Annotated in this window: 13 protein-coding genes and 1 pseudogene; 3 read left to right on the top strand and 11 right to left on the bottom strand. The window is 35.4% G+C overall.

Features of this window, described 5'->3' with window-relative positions; all coding sequences use genetic code 11:
- Window positions 1–6: 6 nt before the first annotated feature.
- The gene (locus VB248_RS12685; RefSeq protein WP_323297158.1) at window positions 7–936 is read right to left on the bottom strand and encodes a phosphatase domain-containing protein; all 930 of its coding nucleotides are present in this window, start codon (window positions 934–936) and stop codon (window positions 7–9) included.
- A 7-nt stretch (window positions 937–943) separates the two neighbouring features.
- Window positions 944–1,936: pseudogene (locus tag VB248_RS12680) on the bottom strand (DNA polymerase beta superfamily protein); the annotation flags it as partial.
- Between the two features lie 459 nt (window positions 1,937–2,395).
- On the opposite strand from VB248_RS12680, the gene VB248_RS12675 reads away from it, so the two are divergent.
- Window positions 2,396–2,920 (top strand): hypothetical protein, encoded by a 525-nt coding sequence (locus tag VB248_RS12675; RefSeq protein ID WP_323297157.1) that lies wholly within the window; start codon window positions 2,396–2,398, stop codon window positions 2,918–2,920.
- Entirely contained in the window at window positions 2,913–4,247 is a 1,335-nt protein-coding gene (gene ffh, locus VB248_RS12670) for a signal recognition particle protein (RefSeq protein WP_323297156.1), read from the top strand. The genes VB248_RS12675 and ffh overlap by 8 nt, the downstream gene beginning before the upstream one ends.
- A gap of 107 nt (window positions 4,248–4,354) precedes the next feature.
- On the opposite strand, the gene VB248_RS12665 is transcribed toward ffh, so the two are convergent.
- The 8 genes from VB248_RS12665 to VB248_RS12630 form a co-directional block, all read right to left on the bottom strand.
- Window positions 4,355–5,818 (bottom strand): amidohydrolase, encoded by a 1,464-nt coding sequence (locus tag VB248_RS12665; protein ID WP_323297155.1) that lies wholly within the window; start codon window positions 5,816–5,818, stop codon window positions 4,355–4,357.
- A 37-nt stretch (window positions 5,819–5,855) separates the two neighbouring features.
- On the bottom strand, window positions 5,856–6,581 hold the full coding sequence (locus tag VB248_RS12660) for a nitroreductase family protein (RefSeq protein ID WP_323297154.1): 726 nt from the start codon (window positions 6,579–6,581) through the stop codon (window positions 5,856–5,858).
- Between the two features lie 107 nt (window positions 6,582–6,688).
- The gene (gene gldD / locus VB248_RS12655) at window positions 6,689–7,312 is read right to left on the bottom strand and encodes a gliding motility lipoprotein GldD (RefSeq protein WP_323297153.1); all 624 of its coding nucleotides are present in this window, start codon (window positions 7,310–7,312) and stop codon (window positions 6,689–6,691) included.
- 52 nt (window positions 7,313–7,364) lie between these two features.
- On the bottom strand, window positions 7,365–8,144 hold the full coding sequence (locus VB248_RS12650; RefSeq protein ID WP_323297152.1) for a TIGR00266 family protein: 780 nt from the start codon (window positions 8,142–8,144) through the stop codon (window positions 7,365–7,367).
- 119 nt (window positions 8,145–8,263) lie between these two features.
- Window positions 8,264–8,995 (bottom strand): lysophospholipid acyltransferase family protein, encoded by a 732-nt coding sequence (locus VB248_RS12645; RefSeq protein ID WP_323297151.1) that lies wholly within the window; start codon window positions 8,993–8,995, stop codon window positions 8,264–8,266.
- 342 nt (window positions 8,996–9,337) lie between these two features.
- Window positions 9,338–10,072, bottom strand: coding sequence for a LytR/AlgR family response regulator transcription factor (locus VB248_RS12640; RefSeq protein WP_323297150.1), 735 nt, complete (start codon window positions 10,070–10,072; stop codon window positions 9,338–9,340).
- 288 nt (window positions 10,073–10,360) lie between these two features.
- Complete coding sequence (locus VB248_RS12635; RefSeq protein ID WP_323297149.1) at window positions 10,361–11,407, bottom strand: sensor histidine kinase; 1,047 nt, start codon at window positions 11,405–11,407, stop codon at window positions 10,361–10,363.
- A 317-nt stretch (window positions 11,408–11,724) separates the two neighbouring features.
- Window positions 11,725–12,930, bottom strand: coding sequence for a pyridoxal phosphate-dependent aminotransferase (locus tag VB248_RS12630; protein WP_323297148.1), 1,206 nt, complete (start codon window positions 12,928–12,930; stop codon window positions 11,725–11,727).
- Window positions 12,931–13,200: 270 nt separating this feature from the next.
- Here VB248_RS12630 and nhaD point away from each other — a divergent pair, with 270 nt between their 5' ends.
- The gene (gene nhaD / locus VB248_RS12625) at window positions 13,201–14,496 is read left to right on the top strand and encodes a sodium:proton antiporter NhaD (RefSeq protein ID WP_323297147.1); all 1,296 of its coding nucleotides are present in this window, start codon (window positions 13,201–13,203) and stop codon (window positions 14,494–14,496) included.
- 338 nt (window positions 14,497–14,834) lie between these two features.
- On the opposite strand, the gene VB248_RS12620 is transcribed toward nhaD, so the two are convergent.
- Entirely contained in the window at window positions 14,835–16,052 is a 1,218-nt protein-coding gene (locus VB248_RS12620; RefSeq protein WP_323297146.1) for a peroxiredoxin family protein, read from the bottom strand.
- Between the last annotated feature and the right edge of the window lie 32 nt (window positions 16,053–16,084).

Below are 16,084 nucleotides of genomic sequence, written 5' to 3'. Positions count from 1 at the left end.
TAGCCCTTAAAAGTTTCCGTAATTTACTTGCAAACAAGCTAAACCCAGTTCGTTTCTCCATAAGTCAACTATTTGATTACGGTCGTCCAAAATGAATTCTACGAAAAATACATCTTTAATATACTGCTCATAAAACTCTTTCTTTATTTCAACATCTTTACGACTATCACCCGTTTTTCGCATGTATAGGGCATCATATTGAATGCGATTATAATGTAGCCAATTAATCGTTTGGCTTTTGGCGTTATCTTCTCTACCCGAAATCAAGATGATTTTTGACCCTTTTTGATGATAGGTTTTCAATATTGCAGCAATAGGTTCATTCAGTAAATCTGTTTCACAGCTTTTAGAATCATAAGGACTTCTATCATGAATGATAGCTAAAGTACCATCTAAATCACAAATAATAGCGGGCGGTAAAGTTTCGTCTTGTACTTCATAAAATGGTCCACGTTCTTTAGTCCTTGATTTTGATGGCTTAATAGTATCAGAAGTTGTATCAGTTTTTTTCAACATATACTGATGATAGAATTTCATTATTACTTCTCGACCTACTTTCTTCTCCCGTCTTTCGTCTCGAATAATACATTCTTCTAAAGAAGTATCAAATTCTTTAAATGTTATGGTTACTTTTTTGCCAGTTTCTTTTACATATTTTTGTGCTACTTCACGAATCCTCTCAATGGGTTTTTCCGAAAGGTTTGTGTCGTCTATTACCACATTTTTGCCTTCTTTCAAGGCTTCCATTAGCATTAGATTGCGAACAGTATCGACAAATTTTTCGTTTTCCAGTGAATACTCAGAGCAGTCTAACATCTCTCTCAACTCATCTTTATTAAGTCTTTTCCAAGAACCTTTTTTGTCTTGAATCAACTTTCTTGCAAAAGTCGATTTTCCACTGGCTGGTAAGCCTCTTAATATTAATATTTCCTTCATAAAATCTCTATAAATTTACTGCTTCTCTTACTTCTAATAATAGCGAATTAACAAATGGTGTTTCAATGTCATTTGGCAAAGTACAGGTATCGAAAAGTTGGTGCAGCTGCTCAATTTCATACTCCGCCTTTTCTATAAAAGCCTCCAAATCAATTTCTCCATGTCTTATTTTCAAAAGTTCTTTAGCATTTGGTCGTCGTACATGAATAGTTCCTTCCGTAGCAATCTCAAGGGCAATGTCCAACAATCTTCGGCAATGCAATAGGTTCTTGCCATCTATTTGTTGTCCATGATTATTTATATCAACATACCTTTGCGTATTTCGTTTAGTCAACCATTCGTTATATTGTTTGTATTCTCGGCAATGTGCTGAATACCCTTCCTGATTGTAATATAAAATAGTCAATGGGTTTTCTCCTTTCGGGATATTCGAAAGCTTCAAAGCATTGCTTTTTTCTGCCACAATTCCATGATAGCCCAAACAGTTCAGTGCATCATAATACAATGAAAAACAATCTTTAAAATGGTTTAAAGCCACCAACCCACATTGGTTTTCATCAAGTTGATTGATAGCCAAATACGTTAAGAGTGGAATAGTTTTTCCATTTTCATACACATAACAAAAATCGTAAGGAGACTTTCTTTTTACTTTCTCATGTTCCCAATTCATCTTCTTTTGTAGTCCTTTAGCTTTTTTGATTTGGGCAATAGCGTATCCACCAAAAGAGTGTAAACATTTTTTGGTCAGGAATTTATGTCTTTGACGAATGATTAAATCGAAAGCAGGATGTTTTTCAATGATACAGTCTTCGGGCATAAACAATAACTCTAACATCGTAGGGTTGGCAGATTGGAGTAATTGTAAATATCGCCTAACTTCATAATAACATTCATCCTTACTAAGCTCAATTTGTTCAAGGTAATTAAACCCAATTAAGTCTTTGGTCGATTGGGCATAAACACCTTTATAATCAATATCAGAGTTTACAGTATTAGTACCATAGGCTTTGGCTACCGACTATGGTTTTGAAGAGTGTAGTCGTGTTCATTGGCTATAAAGTATTTATTTCTTCCCAGAAATAAACATTTGTTTTAATTGATCTAATATTTTCACACATGGAAAATAAGTAACATTACTGAATGAATTAAAGTGTCATAGGTGAAATTTTGGCTTTACTATAAATTGTTATCCTTTGTGAGGAAAAGATTTTACCTAACTGCAAGTTCTTAACAGTACAAAGTTGATTAATTCCTACGCAAGGTATTTACGTAGATGTAATTAATTTCAAAAAATGAATAAATTTTCTTTTTGATAGACCTAATGCAAACTCAACATACATAAATCAATCCCTCCTGTTTTATTAAGAATTTTGTACCTTTGTGCGATAAGCTTTGAATTATAGAAATTTGTTCGAGAGAATAGCTTTTTAAATATCATTTTACTGTTAAAACTAAGGAGATGGAAACAAATTTTCCCATTACTTTTAAAGTTAATATTATAAAAGATTGGGAGTTAGTTGTTGGATTGGTATTTATTTTATTCTGGTTTGTATCGGCATTTTTTATTTTTCATATTCCTTGGTTTGTGGTAATTCCTTTATTGGTAATACTCTTTTGGCAATTAAATTTAGTTTTTGCCGAAATAAAATTGACTCACGAAGGTATTGAGTATAAGTCTTGGATTAGAGAAGTAGTGATAAAATGGAATGAGGTAAATACTTTGGGCGGAATTGCCAGAATAAAAAGACAGTATTTTGAAGTTATTTCCATTCAGTCTTTGAAAGCTGATATTAAGTATAAGAGTCAGGTTGGCTCATCAGTTTATGTGGGAGAAGTGAAAAAACTGCTTTTTATTTCTAACAAAGAGCAGTTTAATCCCAATAGGTTTACATGGATAAGTGATGAATTTATTTCATTTGAGTATCGTCCAGAAATATTAAAAATTATTCAAGAAAAATTAGAAGCAATAGATAAAAATGTTTGAGAATTTAAGCAGTAAAATAACCACCGCAATGCGTACCCTGAAAGGTAAGGGACGTATCACGGATGTCAATGTAGCAAGTACTGTCAAGGAAATCCGTAAGGCTTTGATGGATGCCGACGTAAACTATAAAGTTGCCAAAGAAATCACTGACCGCATCAAGGAAGAAGCAATGGGACAAAAAATCCTTATTGCAGTTGACCCTGGTCAAATGTTGGTGAAGATTGTCCATGAAGAACTTGTAAAATTGATGGGTTCTTCTGTACAAGCTATCAACCTTAAACCAGACCCAGCGATTATTTTGATTGCAGGTTTGCAAGGTTCTGGTAAAACTACTTTCTCTGGAAAATTAGCTCAATACCTCAAAAAAAGTGGTAGAAATGTGTTGTTGGTTGCTTGTGATATTTATCGTCCTGCGGCTATCGACCAATTGAAAGTTTTGGGTGAACAAGTAGGCGTAGATGTTTATGCTGAACCTGAAAATAAAAACGCTGTTGAGATTGCACAAAATGCGATTTCTTACGGACGTAAAATGGGTAAAAGAGTAATCATTGTCGATACTGCTGGTCGTTTGGCAGTAGATGAGGCAATGATGAACGAAATTGCAGCGGTTAAAAATGCCATTAAACCTTCAGAAACGCTTTTTGTAGTGGATTCGATGACGGGGCAAGATGCTGTAAATACTGCTAAAACTTTCAACGAACGTTTGAATTTTGATGGCGTTGTATTAACCAAATTGGATGGTGATGCTCGTGGTGGTGCTGCACTTTCTATTCGTCATATTGTAGATAAACCAATTAAGTTTATCTCAACAGGCGAGAAAATGGATGCACTCGACCAATTCTATCCCGACCGTATGGCAAGCCGTATTTTGGGCATGGGTGACGTACTTTCGTTGGTAGAAAGAGCTCAACAAGCATTTGACGAAGAAGAATCTGAGCGTATTAATAAGAAAATTCGTCAAAACCAGTTTAGTTTTGAAGATTTCTATTCGCAGTTACAGCAAATCAAGAAAATGGGTAATTTGAAAGATTTGATGGGAATGGTGCCGGGAATGTCGCAAGCGGTGAAAGATGTTGATATTCCAGACGATGCTTTCAAATCAATTGAAGCCATTATTCAGTCTATGACTCCGAAAGAACGCCAAAAACCAGAATTATTAGATATGTCTCGCAAGAAACGTATTGCAGCTGGTTCGGGTACTTCTGTTACTGAAATTAATAACCTTTTGAAACAATTTGAAGGAATGCGTAAAATGATGCGTATGATGAACAATGTTCAAGACGGAAAAATGAAAATGCCTAACATGGCAAACTTGATGCGTAGATAAAAGTATTAGCTTTTCAAAAACAAAAGAGGGTTAAATGATAAATTTAACCCTCTTTTGTTTTTGAAAATTTATGAAAGACTCAAAAATAAGTAATCAATACAACTTACTTATTTTCTATAATCTAAAGCTGGTTTTCTATCGCCTAAAAGGGCTTCGTATTTAAAGTTCGCACCACGTTTTTGCAACCATTCTTCTTTAGCTTTGTCGATTAAGGCTTGGTCTTTGAATAAATCCAAAGCTGTGCAAGCCAAAGTTTTGGCGGCTACAATCATTCCTTTTTGTCCGATTCCCATACCACTCGCCGCAGTAGATTGCCAACTATGTGCCGACGAACCAGGAACCCAAGTAGCAGTTTGTAAACCAACCGTTGGCACTGTCCAACTTACATCTCCAACATCTGTCGAACCACCACTGGTAGCACTTTCAGAACCATCACGGAAATCTTTTACCAAAGCTGCATTTTCAATAGGTTGTTTTTGTTCGCCCAATGTTTCGCTTAAAGTAATGGCAAATTTCTTTTCTTCTTCATTATATACCACACCGCCTACTTTTGCCAAATTGTTGTGCATAGCCGTTGCGAGTGTAACATTGGGAAGTAAATTATAAACGCCTCCTAAAATTTCCCATTCTACTTTTGTTCCTGTTCCTAAAGCCGCACCTTGTGCTGCATTTTCAATTCTTTTCCAAACACTTTGTAAAATTTCACGGTCTTTGTGGCGAGCGTAATAATATACTTCTGCATAAGCTGGTACAACGTTAGGAGCTTCTCCGCCTTTTGTAATCACATAGTGAATACGAGTATCTTGTGGAATGTGTTCACGCATCATATTTACCATCATATCCATCGCTTCTACGCCATCTAATGCCGAGCGTCCACGTTCAGGAGAAGCCGCAGCGTGTGAAGCGATACCTCTAAAACGGAATTTTGCATTTTTGTTGGCTAATGAAGTACCAGCATCAGCAGAGTTCTGAGCTCCCGGATGCCAGTGAAGTACTACATCAACATCATTGAAATATCCTTCACGAACCATATACACTTTACCCGAACCACCTTCTTCTGCTGGGCAACCATAAATTTTGATAGTACCTTTTTGACCAGTTTTAACTAACCAATTTTTTACTTCAACCGCCGCTGCTACCGAAGCTGTACCAAATAAATTATGACCGCAACCATGTCCGCCTTTTTGGTTCGGAATTGGACTTACTTCTGGAACAGCTTTTTGTGCTAAACCGGGCAGAGCGTCGTATTCGCCCAAAATTCCAATAACAGGTTTGCCTTCTCCATAAGTAGCTACAAATGCAGTAGGAATTCCCGCTATACCCGCTTGTACTTGAAAGCCTTCTTTCTTGAGTTGTTCTTGTAACAATAAAGAACTTTTTTCTTCCATATATCCCAGTTCAGCAAAATCCCAGATTTTCTTTGAAATACCTGCGTATTCGTCGAATCTTTTATCAATATTGCTGATAACTGTCTGTTTATCAGTATCTACTGGTGTAGCGGTTGCTTTTTTCTTTTGGGCATTTCCCAAAAAACTCACCAAAGTAAGAGCAAGTAAGAATGTTTTTTTCATAATGGATAAATTGTTTTGGTTTGTTGATTGATAAATATTATACTTCAAAAATTACTTCTTCATTGGGTACTCTTAGCCTTTCAGAATAAATGCCTTCGGGAGTACCAATCCCACAAGCCACAATCATATTGATTTCGGCAGCCGCAGGAAGTTTTAAAATCTTTTTTACTAAATTACTGTCGAAGCCTTCCATGGGGCAAGTATCATAACCTTCGGCAGCAAGGCTCAACATAAAAGTCTGAGCCGCCAAAGCACAGGATTTGTGGCACATTACTCTTTGGTCGGCATGGTTACTGATTCTAAGAAATGGTTTGTTGAAGCCCATAAAAAAAACGATAATATTGCGAAGAATGGTATTCAAACCGAAAGGGTCGTTGCGATACACCAAAGGCATGAGTTTCTGATAATACTCCAAAGCCCTTTTGTCTTTTTTTGTAAGCTCTTTTCCTGCAAATTGCTTGTTTAAATTAGCCAAATTCCATTGTACTCTTTCTTTCCATTTGTCCTGACGAGTGACAAAAACAACTAATTGATTAGCCGTTTTGGCAGCAGATTGCCCCATACAAGCCATTTCAAGTGCTTCTTTTGTTTCTTTGCTTTTCACCCAATAAAACTCCCAAAGTTGCATATTACTGCTATTAGGCGAAAGTACAGCACGGTCTAAAGCTCTTTTTACAACAGATTCATCAAAAGGGGCATTGGTATCATAAATTCTTACAGAACGACGTTTTTGGATAATATTCTCAAAGATTTGATTGTACATTTGGTAGTGGTTAGTTTGGTTTTATAAGCGTAATTTACTCGAAAATACCCAAAATAAAAAGCCATTACTTGCGTAATGGCCTGCTGAAAATAGTATCTCAATATCTTTTATGGTTTCCACTGAAGGGTATTTATCATCTTAATAACATCTTTTTTGAGGTAATCAATCACTGGAGCGAGTGAATCACTTTTTAGAGCAGTATTGAAATACAAAGCCCCACGCAAGTAATGTTTGGTAGAGTCGGTGGTATAAAATTGTAAATAAGTAGGTACTTCTCCTTCAAGTTCCATCAGCATGGCGGTTTTACCAGAAGGCGTTTTCATCACCAAGTCTTGAATCGAATATGCTTTCTGATTGTGTTTGGCTGCCAATTTATAAGCATCGTTGATAAGTTTTGATAACTTGGTGGGGTCGTTATTCAAAGGCTTATAAGTAAGCTGAATCATCGCTTCATAAGCAGGGTAATACACATATATCCAATGTGGTTCTGCCCAAGGTACTGTATCATTTTTGATAATTGCCTGTGTAGAATACTGAAAAGTATAAGGGTGATTTTCAAGTAATTGTGTATATTTTACTTTTGGTAAGTCGATTCGGTTGTACCCTTTGGGTTTAGGTACATAATCATTTTCGTCATTGCTTTTTCTACAAGCACTTAGTCCCAAAACAAGAAAAGTGCAAGCCAGAAGACTTGCACTAAATTGAAAAAAATATTTTTTTTGATGATTCATCTATAAAAAATTAAGCGAAGCAATTAGCGATAACATGACGAAAAAAAGTCTGCTAATCTTCAAATAATGACCCTAATCCGCCCAAAACTGAGCCATTTTCTTTGTTTGTATTATTGCCATAAGGCGACAGCGTGCGGATAAGTTTTGATAAAGGCATTGATTGAATCCAAACTCTACCAGTACCACGCATGGTTGCTAAAAACATTCCTTCACCACCAAAAATCATAGATTTTAGGTTTCCTGCTTTTTGAATATCATAGCTGAGGGTTTGTTCAAAAGCCACAATACAACCTGTATCAATTCTCAAGGTTTCGTTATTTAAGTATTTTTCTACAATTGTTCCACCTGCGTGAACAAAAGCCAAACCATCACCTTGTAGTTTTTCTAAAATAAAACCTTCGCCACCAAACAAACCAGCACCAATTTTCTGGTTGAAAGTAATTGAAATCTGAGTACCCAAAGCCGCACACAAGAAACTGTCTTTTTGGGCAATCAAAGTATTGCCGGGTAAAGTGGATAAATTAATCGGAATAATTGTTCCCGGATGAGGAGCAGCAAAAGCTACTTTGCGTTTGCCATAACCACGGTTGGTGAAGTGTGTCATAAACAAAGATTCACCTGTGAGTAAACGAGAACCCGCCTGAAATATTTTACCTAACAATGAGTTATCAGCACTTGAGCCGTCACCCATTCTGGTTTCAAATACAATTCCATCTTCCATATAGCACATCGAGCCAGCCTCTGCAACAACGGTTTCGTTGGGGTCAAGTTCTACTTCTACTAATTGGATGTCTTCGCCTATGATTTTGTAATCTATTTCGTGAGCCTTCATTTGTTATATCGTTTAGATTTTGATTGATAATTGTTCGTCAAAGTAAATCTTATGATGTTTAATTGCTATAATATTTATTATAACTGGTAAGTATTTCTTTTAACTGGACTGTTTCAAGGTTAGTTTAAATGATTGTTGAGGGTTGTTTGTACAACGTCATAAAATTTTTTTTTCAAAGCTTCAATATCATCTTGCGTCATCGACGAAGTTTCGATAGGTTGATGTACCACTACTTGAAGTGGAGCAGGACGAAGAAGCCATTGGTTATCTTCCATTACTTGATAATTATTCAAAAAAGTAATAGGAACTATTGGTACTTGTTGTTTAATCGCCATTACAAAACATCCATCTTTGAAAGGAAGGTGCATTTGTGGTAATTTTTTAGACTTGATACCGCCTTCTGGGAAAATACAAATGCTTCTGCCATTCTGTAAAGCCTTGATAGAACGATTTAAAGACTTTGAACGGCTATTTTTATCATTTCTATCTACTTGGATATGAAGCTTGCGAAACATATAACCAAAAAGAGGTACTTTTTTGATTTCTGCTTTCCCAACAAAAGCGAAATAGTTTTTTACCACAACGCCCATTACGGCAATATCTAAATATGAAAAGTGATTGGCACAAAACACATAAGTTTTGTTAGTATCTAAAGTACTTTCGTATCGGATTCGCACGGGCATTCCTATAATAGGAAAGTATAATTTTCCCCATAATCTATTCAGAAAATGTGCTTTAGGTTTCCATTCTTCTTTTTGTAAAAAAATCCAAAAGAAGGGAAATAGTAATAAAAAAAGAAAAATAAACCAGAAAAGAGCCCAGACAGAGTAAAAGAATCTTAGAATATACATAATGGCAAAGATAGGAAAAACCAGCCACTCATTCAATGATAAAAGTTATGGTAGCTTAAAAACAAAAAAGGTTTATCAGCCGCCACTGTTAAACCTTTTTTTGCTCTACATCTAAGTAAAAATATAGATTAAAAATACTTTGAGATAAGTAATTTTACAAGAGAAAGTACACCTTCGATGAAATGTGATGATAAATAGCGTTTATCAGATTTGACAAACGGATATTGGCTTTAAATAGAAGAAATTTCTGTGTAAAAACGATGAAAATTCCCTTTAGTGCAGAAAGCAAAAAAGTTCTCAGATGTTTCCGAGAACTTTTTTGTATAAGTAAAATCATTCAGATTATATACCCATCATCTCTTTAAATGCAACCGAGTTTCTGGTTGATATTTCTAATTCGATACCGTTGTTTAACACAACTTTCATTCCGCCTTTGTAATAAGAATCAATATCAGCAATGTATTCAGTATTGATAATTTGTTGACGGTTTGCTCTGAAAAAGATATTTGGGTCAAGGCGTTCTTGAATTTTATTCAAAGAACGGTGAATCATTGGGCGGTTATTGCCAAAATGGAAACGACAGTAATTACCAACCGACTCAATCATGTAGATTTCGGTTAATCTAACAAAGTAACACTTGTCGCCATCTTTCAAGAAAATTCTTTTATCAGGAGGGAGTCTTCCTTCTGAAACAGCTTCAGAAATTCTGGTTTGTTGAATTTCTGCACGAAGTTTTTCAATTGTTCTTGAAAGTCTTTCAGCTTTCATTGGTTTCAGTAAATAATCCATTGCCTCAGATTCGAAAGCCTGAATAGCATATTGGTTATAAGCTGTAACGAAAACAATTTTCGGAATAAACTCTAATTCATCTAATAAATCGAAGCCATTTTTTTCTGGCATTTCAATATCCAAAAAAATTAAATCAGGTTGAAGACGATGAATCTTTTCGATAGCCTCATCAACATTTTCAGCTTCATCAATGATTTGAATATCTGGATAGTCTTGCAACAAGTACTTTAGTTCTTGGCGAGATAATCTCTCGTCATCCACCAAGATAGTCTTAATTTTCTTACTCATGGGCTTTATATTTGACAAGTCTTGATCATGGCGGTTAACAGCTCTTGGGGAGTAAGGTTTTCTATTGGCCATCTCGCATACTAATTTTTCTATTGATTTATATAGGTCAACTCCTGTGAACCTTTCAGGTAGTAGTAATATGACGTATCTACTTATTTTCCGCTAATATAGTGGTTTCTGAATTATTTTAAAACACTTTCTAAAGTCTATTTTCCAATTTTTTCGATTAAACTTTATGTTTAACGTTGAAATTTTATTTAGATATGGGGAAAAAATGAGGCATTGTTTTTACTGTATCTTAAAAGGGATAGTTACCTGAGCTGTAACAATATTATCCTCGGATGTAATAGAAAACCCATTGGTAATGCCATAATTGATTAATAACCTTTTGTTGAGGTTCTCTATTCCAATGCCCTTGCGGGTTTTAGGTTCTGTCGGATTACTCGTTAGAGTACCTGTATTTTTGATTCCAAAGGTTAATACATTTCCTTTTTTGCTGGCAAAAACCACAATTTCTCCTCCTTTTTTTAGCTTACCAATACCATGTTTTACGGCATTTTCGGCCAGTAATTGTAAAGACATTGGTGGAATTCTGGCAGCTAAAACACTTTTGGGTACTTCAACCTTGTAGTTTAAACGGCTATCAAAACGAATTTTTTCAAGGTCGAGATAGTTGATTACTAAATTTAATTCTTCTTGAAATGAAATGTCTTTCAAGTCATTATAAGAAAGTGAAACCCTTAATAAATCAGAAAGCTTGATGGTGGCATCTCTGGCAATTTTGGGGTCAGAAAGTGTAAGAGCTTGAATACTATTGAGTGAGTTGAAAAGAAAATGAGGATTTAACTGACTTCTCAGACTGATTAACTCTGCCTCTTTGATATGAATTTCAGCCTCCGTTTTGGCTCTTTCTTCTCGTTTAGCTTTGTTAGCAAATTTTATACCATGAAAGCAAATAAACCATGGTAAAATGAATCTAAATGTCTTTATAAAATTAAAAATGTAATTGTATATACTCACATCTTTAATGTCTGAATAGGGTAGGTGTGCGTGAAAAATATTGATATTGATTAATTCGGTAATGAGTGCAATAATCAAATTCCCTGCGATTGGATAAATATAAAAGCGGCTTCCTTCTAAAGTATCAATTTTGTTTTTGAGGATAAACCAACGGTACAAATGAGTGCCAAGTATCAGAATAATAAAATTACTGAAACCCAAAGCCAACGCATGGCTGGGTTCTAATCTGAAATAAATTAGCTCAAATGTTGTGTATGTGATGTAAATTCCCCAACATGATATTTGTATGGGCCAATATAATTTATTACTGGTCATTCTGAACTGTCTTAGTATTCTTGATACAATTTAATCAATTCGTAACCAAAAGAATAAATATTTTAAGATACTATTCCTCAAGTGCAAAATTTAGTTTATAAAAGAAATTAATGGATTTTTTTATAAAACTACCAAATATTATGCCGAAAAATCAATAAAATTTTAAATTACTTGAGAATGAAGAGATATAGGCAAATCTTAGAAAAAGAAAAAAAATGAGTAGAAGTTTAGACAAAACTAAGAATGACGATGATATAAAGTATCATAAAAGATACTCTAAAGCATTTAGTTCAGAGTATCTTTTATGAAGAGTAATATTATTTAAGTTTTGCCACAGCAGCTTTGATTCTTGCACAAGCTTCAACTAATTGCTCGTCGGCAGCAGCCGTTGAAATACGAACACAATCAGGAGCTCCAAAACTTGTTCCTGCAACCGTAGCAACAAATGCTTCGGCTAAAAGCCACATCGAGAAATCATCAGAATCTTTGATAGTAGTAGTTCCGTCTGATTTTCCGAAATAGTAACTTACATCTGGGAAAGCATAGAATGCTCCGTCTGGCATATTTACTTTGAAACCTTCGATTTCACGCAAAAGACCAACTACTAAATCACGACGACGAAGATACGCTTCTTTCATTTTGTAAGCTTCGTCCAAAGGCCCGTTGAAAGCAACCGTTGCTGCTTTCTGTGCGATTGAGTTCGTTCCAGAAGTTACTTGTCCTTGTAATTTTTCAACACCATCAGCAATCCATTTTGCCGCAGCGATGAAACCAATTCTCCAACCTGTCATTGCATGACCTTTCGCAACACCGTTTACAGTGATTACTTGGTCTTTGATTTCAGGAATTGAACCGATAGAGAAATGTCCAGCTTCAGTAAAGTTGATGTATTCGTAAATTTCATCAGCCATCACAAAAATGTTTGGATGTTTCGCTACGATAGCTCCGATAGCTCTTAATTCAGCTTCTGTATAAACAGAACCAGTAGGATTGTTTGGCGAAGCAAACATTACTAATTTCGTTTTCGGAGTGATTGCCGCTTCAAATTGTTCTGGTGTTACTTTGAAATTATTTTCAAAAGCACCGTCAACAATTACAGAAGTACCTTCTGCCAATTTCACCATTTCAGAATATGAAACCCAGTAAGGAGCAAAAATAATTACTTCATCACCCGGATTAATCAAAGTAGAAATTACATTGGCCAAAGAATGCTTAGCACCTGTTGAAACCACGATATTCTCAGGTTTCCAATCAATATTATTATCACGCTTAAGCTTATCAGCAATTGCTTTGCGAAGGTCAGGATAACCAGCTACTGGCGAATAACCATGAAAACCATCATCAATGGCTTTTTTAGCGGCATCGCAAATATGCTTTGGGGTTTTGAAATCTGGTTCACCTACCGAAAGGCTGATTACTTTGTGTCCCTGAGCGGCAAGTTCACGGGCTTTTTTTGTCATCCCGAGCGTTGCTGACTCTTCCAGTGCATTAATGCGGTCTGCGAGCGATACTATTGAACTCATTTTTGCTAAATTTATTTATGTAAATTGGAAAGTTAGATTGTATGGCTTTCCACTAAGAAAAAATTAAATCCCACAAAGTTAGATGAGTATTATGGGATGCGAAAGAAAAAAAGGAATTTATTGAGGTTTTTAAGCACTATTTTGGTAGTTGTGGACAAAATTGCTTTTTTTCTACTAAATCTTGAGCCTTTTTTCTACTTTTCCCGATTTCCATTTTTTTATTCCAAGTGCTTTTTGCCTTATCTTTACTCGCACATAACAATTTAAAATATGCAAATACTCTTAATTCTAATATTCGTTGTTGGTTACTTGGCCATTGCTTTTGAACATCCGATAAAAATCAATAAAACCGCTACGGCTTTATTAACAGGTGTTTTATGTTGGACTACCTACGTGGTTTTTACAGAACAAAAAGAAACTGTACTGGAGGAACTTTCACATCATTTAGGTTCAGTTTCTGAAATACTTTTCTTTTTGCTGGGAGCAATGACGATTGTGGAATTGGTGGATGCTCATCAGGGTTTCAAACTCATTACCGACCGTATTACCAGTAAAAACAAAGTTACTTTGTTGTGGATTGTAGCTTTTATTACTTTCTTTTTGTCTGCGGTTTTAGATAACCTCACTACGGCAATTGTGATGGTTTCGGTAATTCGGAAATTGATAAAAGATTCAGAATCTCGAAAACTCTTTGCAGGAATTGTAATTATCGCAGCCAATGCTGGCGGTGCTTGGTCGCCGATTGGTGACGTAACCACTACGATGCTTTGGATTGGCGGACAAATTACGCCTGTAAACATTATGAAAATGTTACTCATTCCAAGTTTGATTTCTTTGATTATTCCTTTGATTTATATGACGTATAAAATAAAGGGTTCTGTAAAAAAGCCTAAAGAGGAGGGAAGTGATGCTTCTTTGGATGTAAGCCAAGTTGTTATTCAAGCTCAAAATTCTGTCATTATGTTTTTTACGGGTATAAGTACTTTATTGTTTGTTCCAATTTTTAAAACTGTTACGCATTTACCGCCTTACATGGGAATTTTGCTTGGGTTAGGCATTGTTTGGATTGTGTCAGAAATACTTCATTCGGGCAAAGATGAGGAAGAAAAGAAACCTTTTACGGTAGCTCATGCTTTGAGTAAAATTGATACTTCAAGTATTTTATTTTTCTTAGGGATTTTAATTGCGATTGCGGCTTTAGAATCTACGCACTTACTGTCGGATTTAGCGGTTTGGATGGATAAATCTATTGGAAATCAGGATATTATTGTGGTTGTGATAGGCTTGGCTTCGGCGGTGATTGATAATGTGCCTTTAGTAGCGGCTTCGATGGGAATGTACGATTTATCATCTTTCCCGACCGACTCGAAAATTTGGGAATTTATGGCATACTGTGCAGGAACGGGCGGAAGTGTATTAATTATCGGTTCGGCTGCTGGCGTAGCAGTAATGGGAATGGAAAAAATAGATTTTATTTGGTATATGCGAAAAATCAGTTTTACGGCTTTATTGGGCTATTTTGCTGGCGTAGCGGCTTATTTAGCCATTTTTGCTTTATTACATTAAAAATTCAAACATGAGTCATCCCGAATTTTAAAATCATAAAAAAGCGGTCGAAAATCTACTTTCGACCGCTTTTTTATGATTGAAGGGCAATGAATTCCTACTGTTTGAGCGAAGCGAGTTTAGGAATTCTTGATTTTTTTGTTACTTTTTGCATCAAGGCAAAAAGTAAGGACGAGAACAAATCCAAAAAACATTGAAATCTTTTAAAATTTACTTTTTCAAAAGAAATTTCGGGAGTACCCACGTTTAAGTACTTAGTGTTCTTTAATTAATACCTCTATTTGTCGTAAATAACTGATAATTAGAAAGTCTAATCACCAATCACTATTTACGAATCTCTACTCTTTAATCAATTCATCAATTTTACTTTCAAATTCATGAACCCAGTCTGTATAATATTTACCAGTACCAGGCCCTGAAAATCCTGCGTGTGTCAAACGAATTTCACCTTTTTTGTCTAATACAATCGTCGTCGGAAAACCAATTACTTGATTCAATGAAGGCAAACTTTTTGAAGCACTTTCTGAACTGTTTGTACCAGCATTGAGTAATTGATATTCAATAGCAAAACGTTTGCGAAGTAAAGCCATTTTTTGTTTGAAAAATTCTGTATCAGTTGATTTTTCATAGGCTAAACCAATGACTTCAAAACCACGAGCTTTATTTTTCTGGTAAAATGGAGCTAAATAATTCGTTTCGTCCATACAGTTTGGACACCAAGAACCTAAAATTTGAACAACTACTACTTTGCCTTTGTAAGCATCATCTGAAAGAGAAATTTTTTCGCCTTTTTCATTGAAAAAAGTAAAATCAAAACGGTCGAAACCATCTTTTAAATAAGTGATTTTACTTAAATCTGGCAAGCTTGCATTCTCATCACGTTTAGCCTCAAAATTTCTAAAGCCTTTGATTCCGCCGTAAAATTTCCCTGTGATTTTATCGCCTTCTACTTTTGCTTTCAACAAAAATGCGTGCGAGCCGTCGAAAGTAGAAAGAAATAAACTGTCGCCCACGATATTTCCGTCCATGTAGCGATAATCGCCTGTGGTTGTTAGGAACGACCCCGTTACTACTGTTCCTTTTTGTTGGAAAGTACCAACGGCAAAACTGGCTTTTTGTGTTTCGGCATTGATAAAATTCACCGACCATTTACCAGAAGTATTGCCCAAAATCGCCATTTTATTGGTTCTGAATCTGAACGTATAACCTAAAGTAGCTTGGAATGGTGACTGAGCGTAAGAAGCACGTCCTTTATTTTTACGATAAAAACCAACTAAGGTTTGTGCATTTTTCTTTGCTACAATTTCAGCATCAAATAAAGCAATCGGTATAATTAAAGAATCTCCAACTAATGTAGCCTCATCAGTTTTAAATCTTTCAGAAGCATTTAGCACAAAAACGTCAAATTTATTTTTGTTTTTGGTCGATTTTATCTCAAGTCCAAAAGGTAAAGCACCGCCATCGGTTTGAACAGTTGCTCGCCAACGAGTAGCCACTTGTGCTTCTACATTTTGCCAAACCAGTGTAAATAGTAGTAATATGAGTATTTTTTTCATGTTGATAAAGAAAGAATTTGACAATGGGTTAA

Source organism: Arcicella rigui, from assembly GCF_034929435.1.
Taxonomy (GTDB): domain Bacteria; phylum Bacteroidota; class Bacteroidia; order Cytophagales; family Spirosomataceae; genus Arcicella; species Arcicella rigui.
The sequence above is the reverse complement of the archived record's forward strand: the minus strand, read 5'-3'. Positions and strand labels throughout refer to the sequence as shown.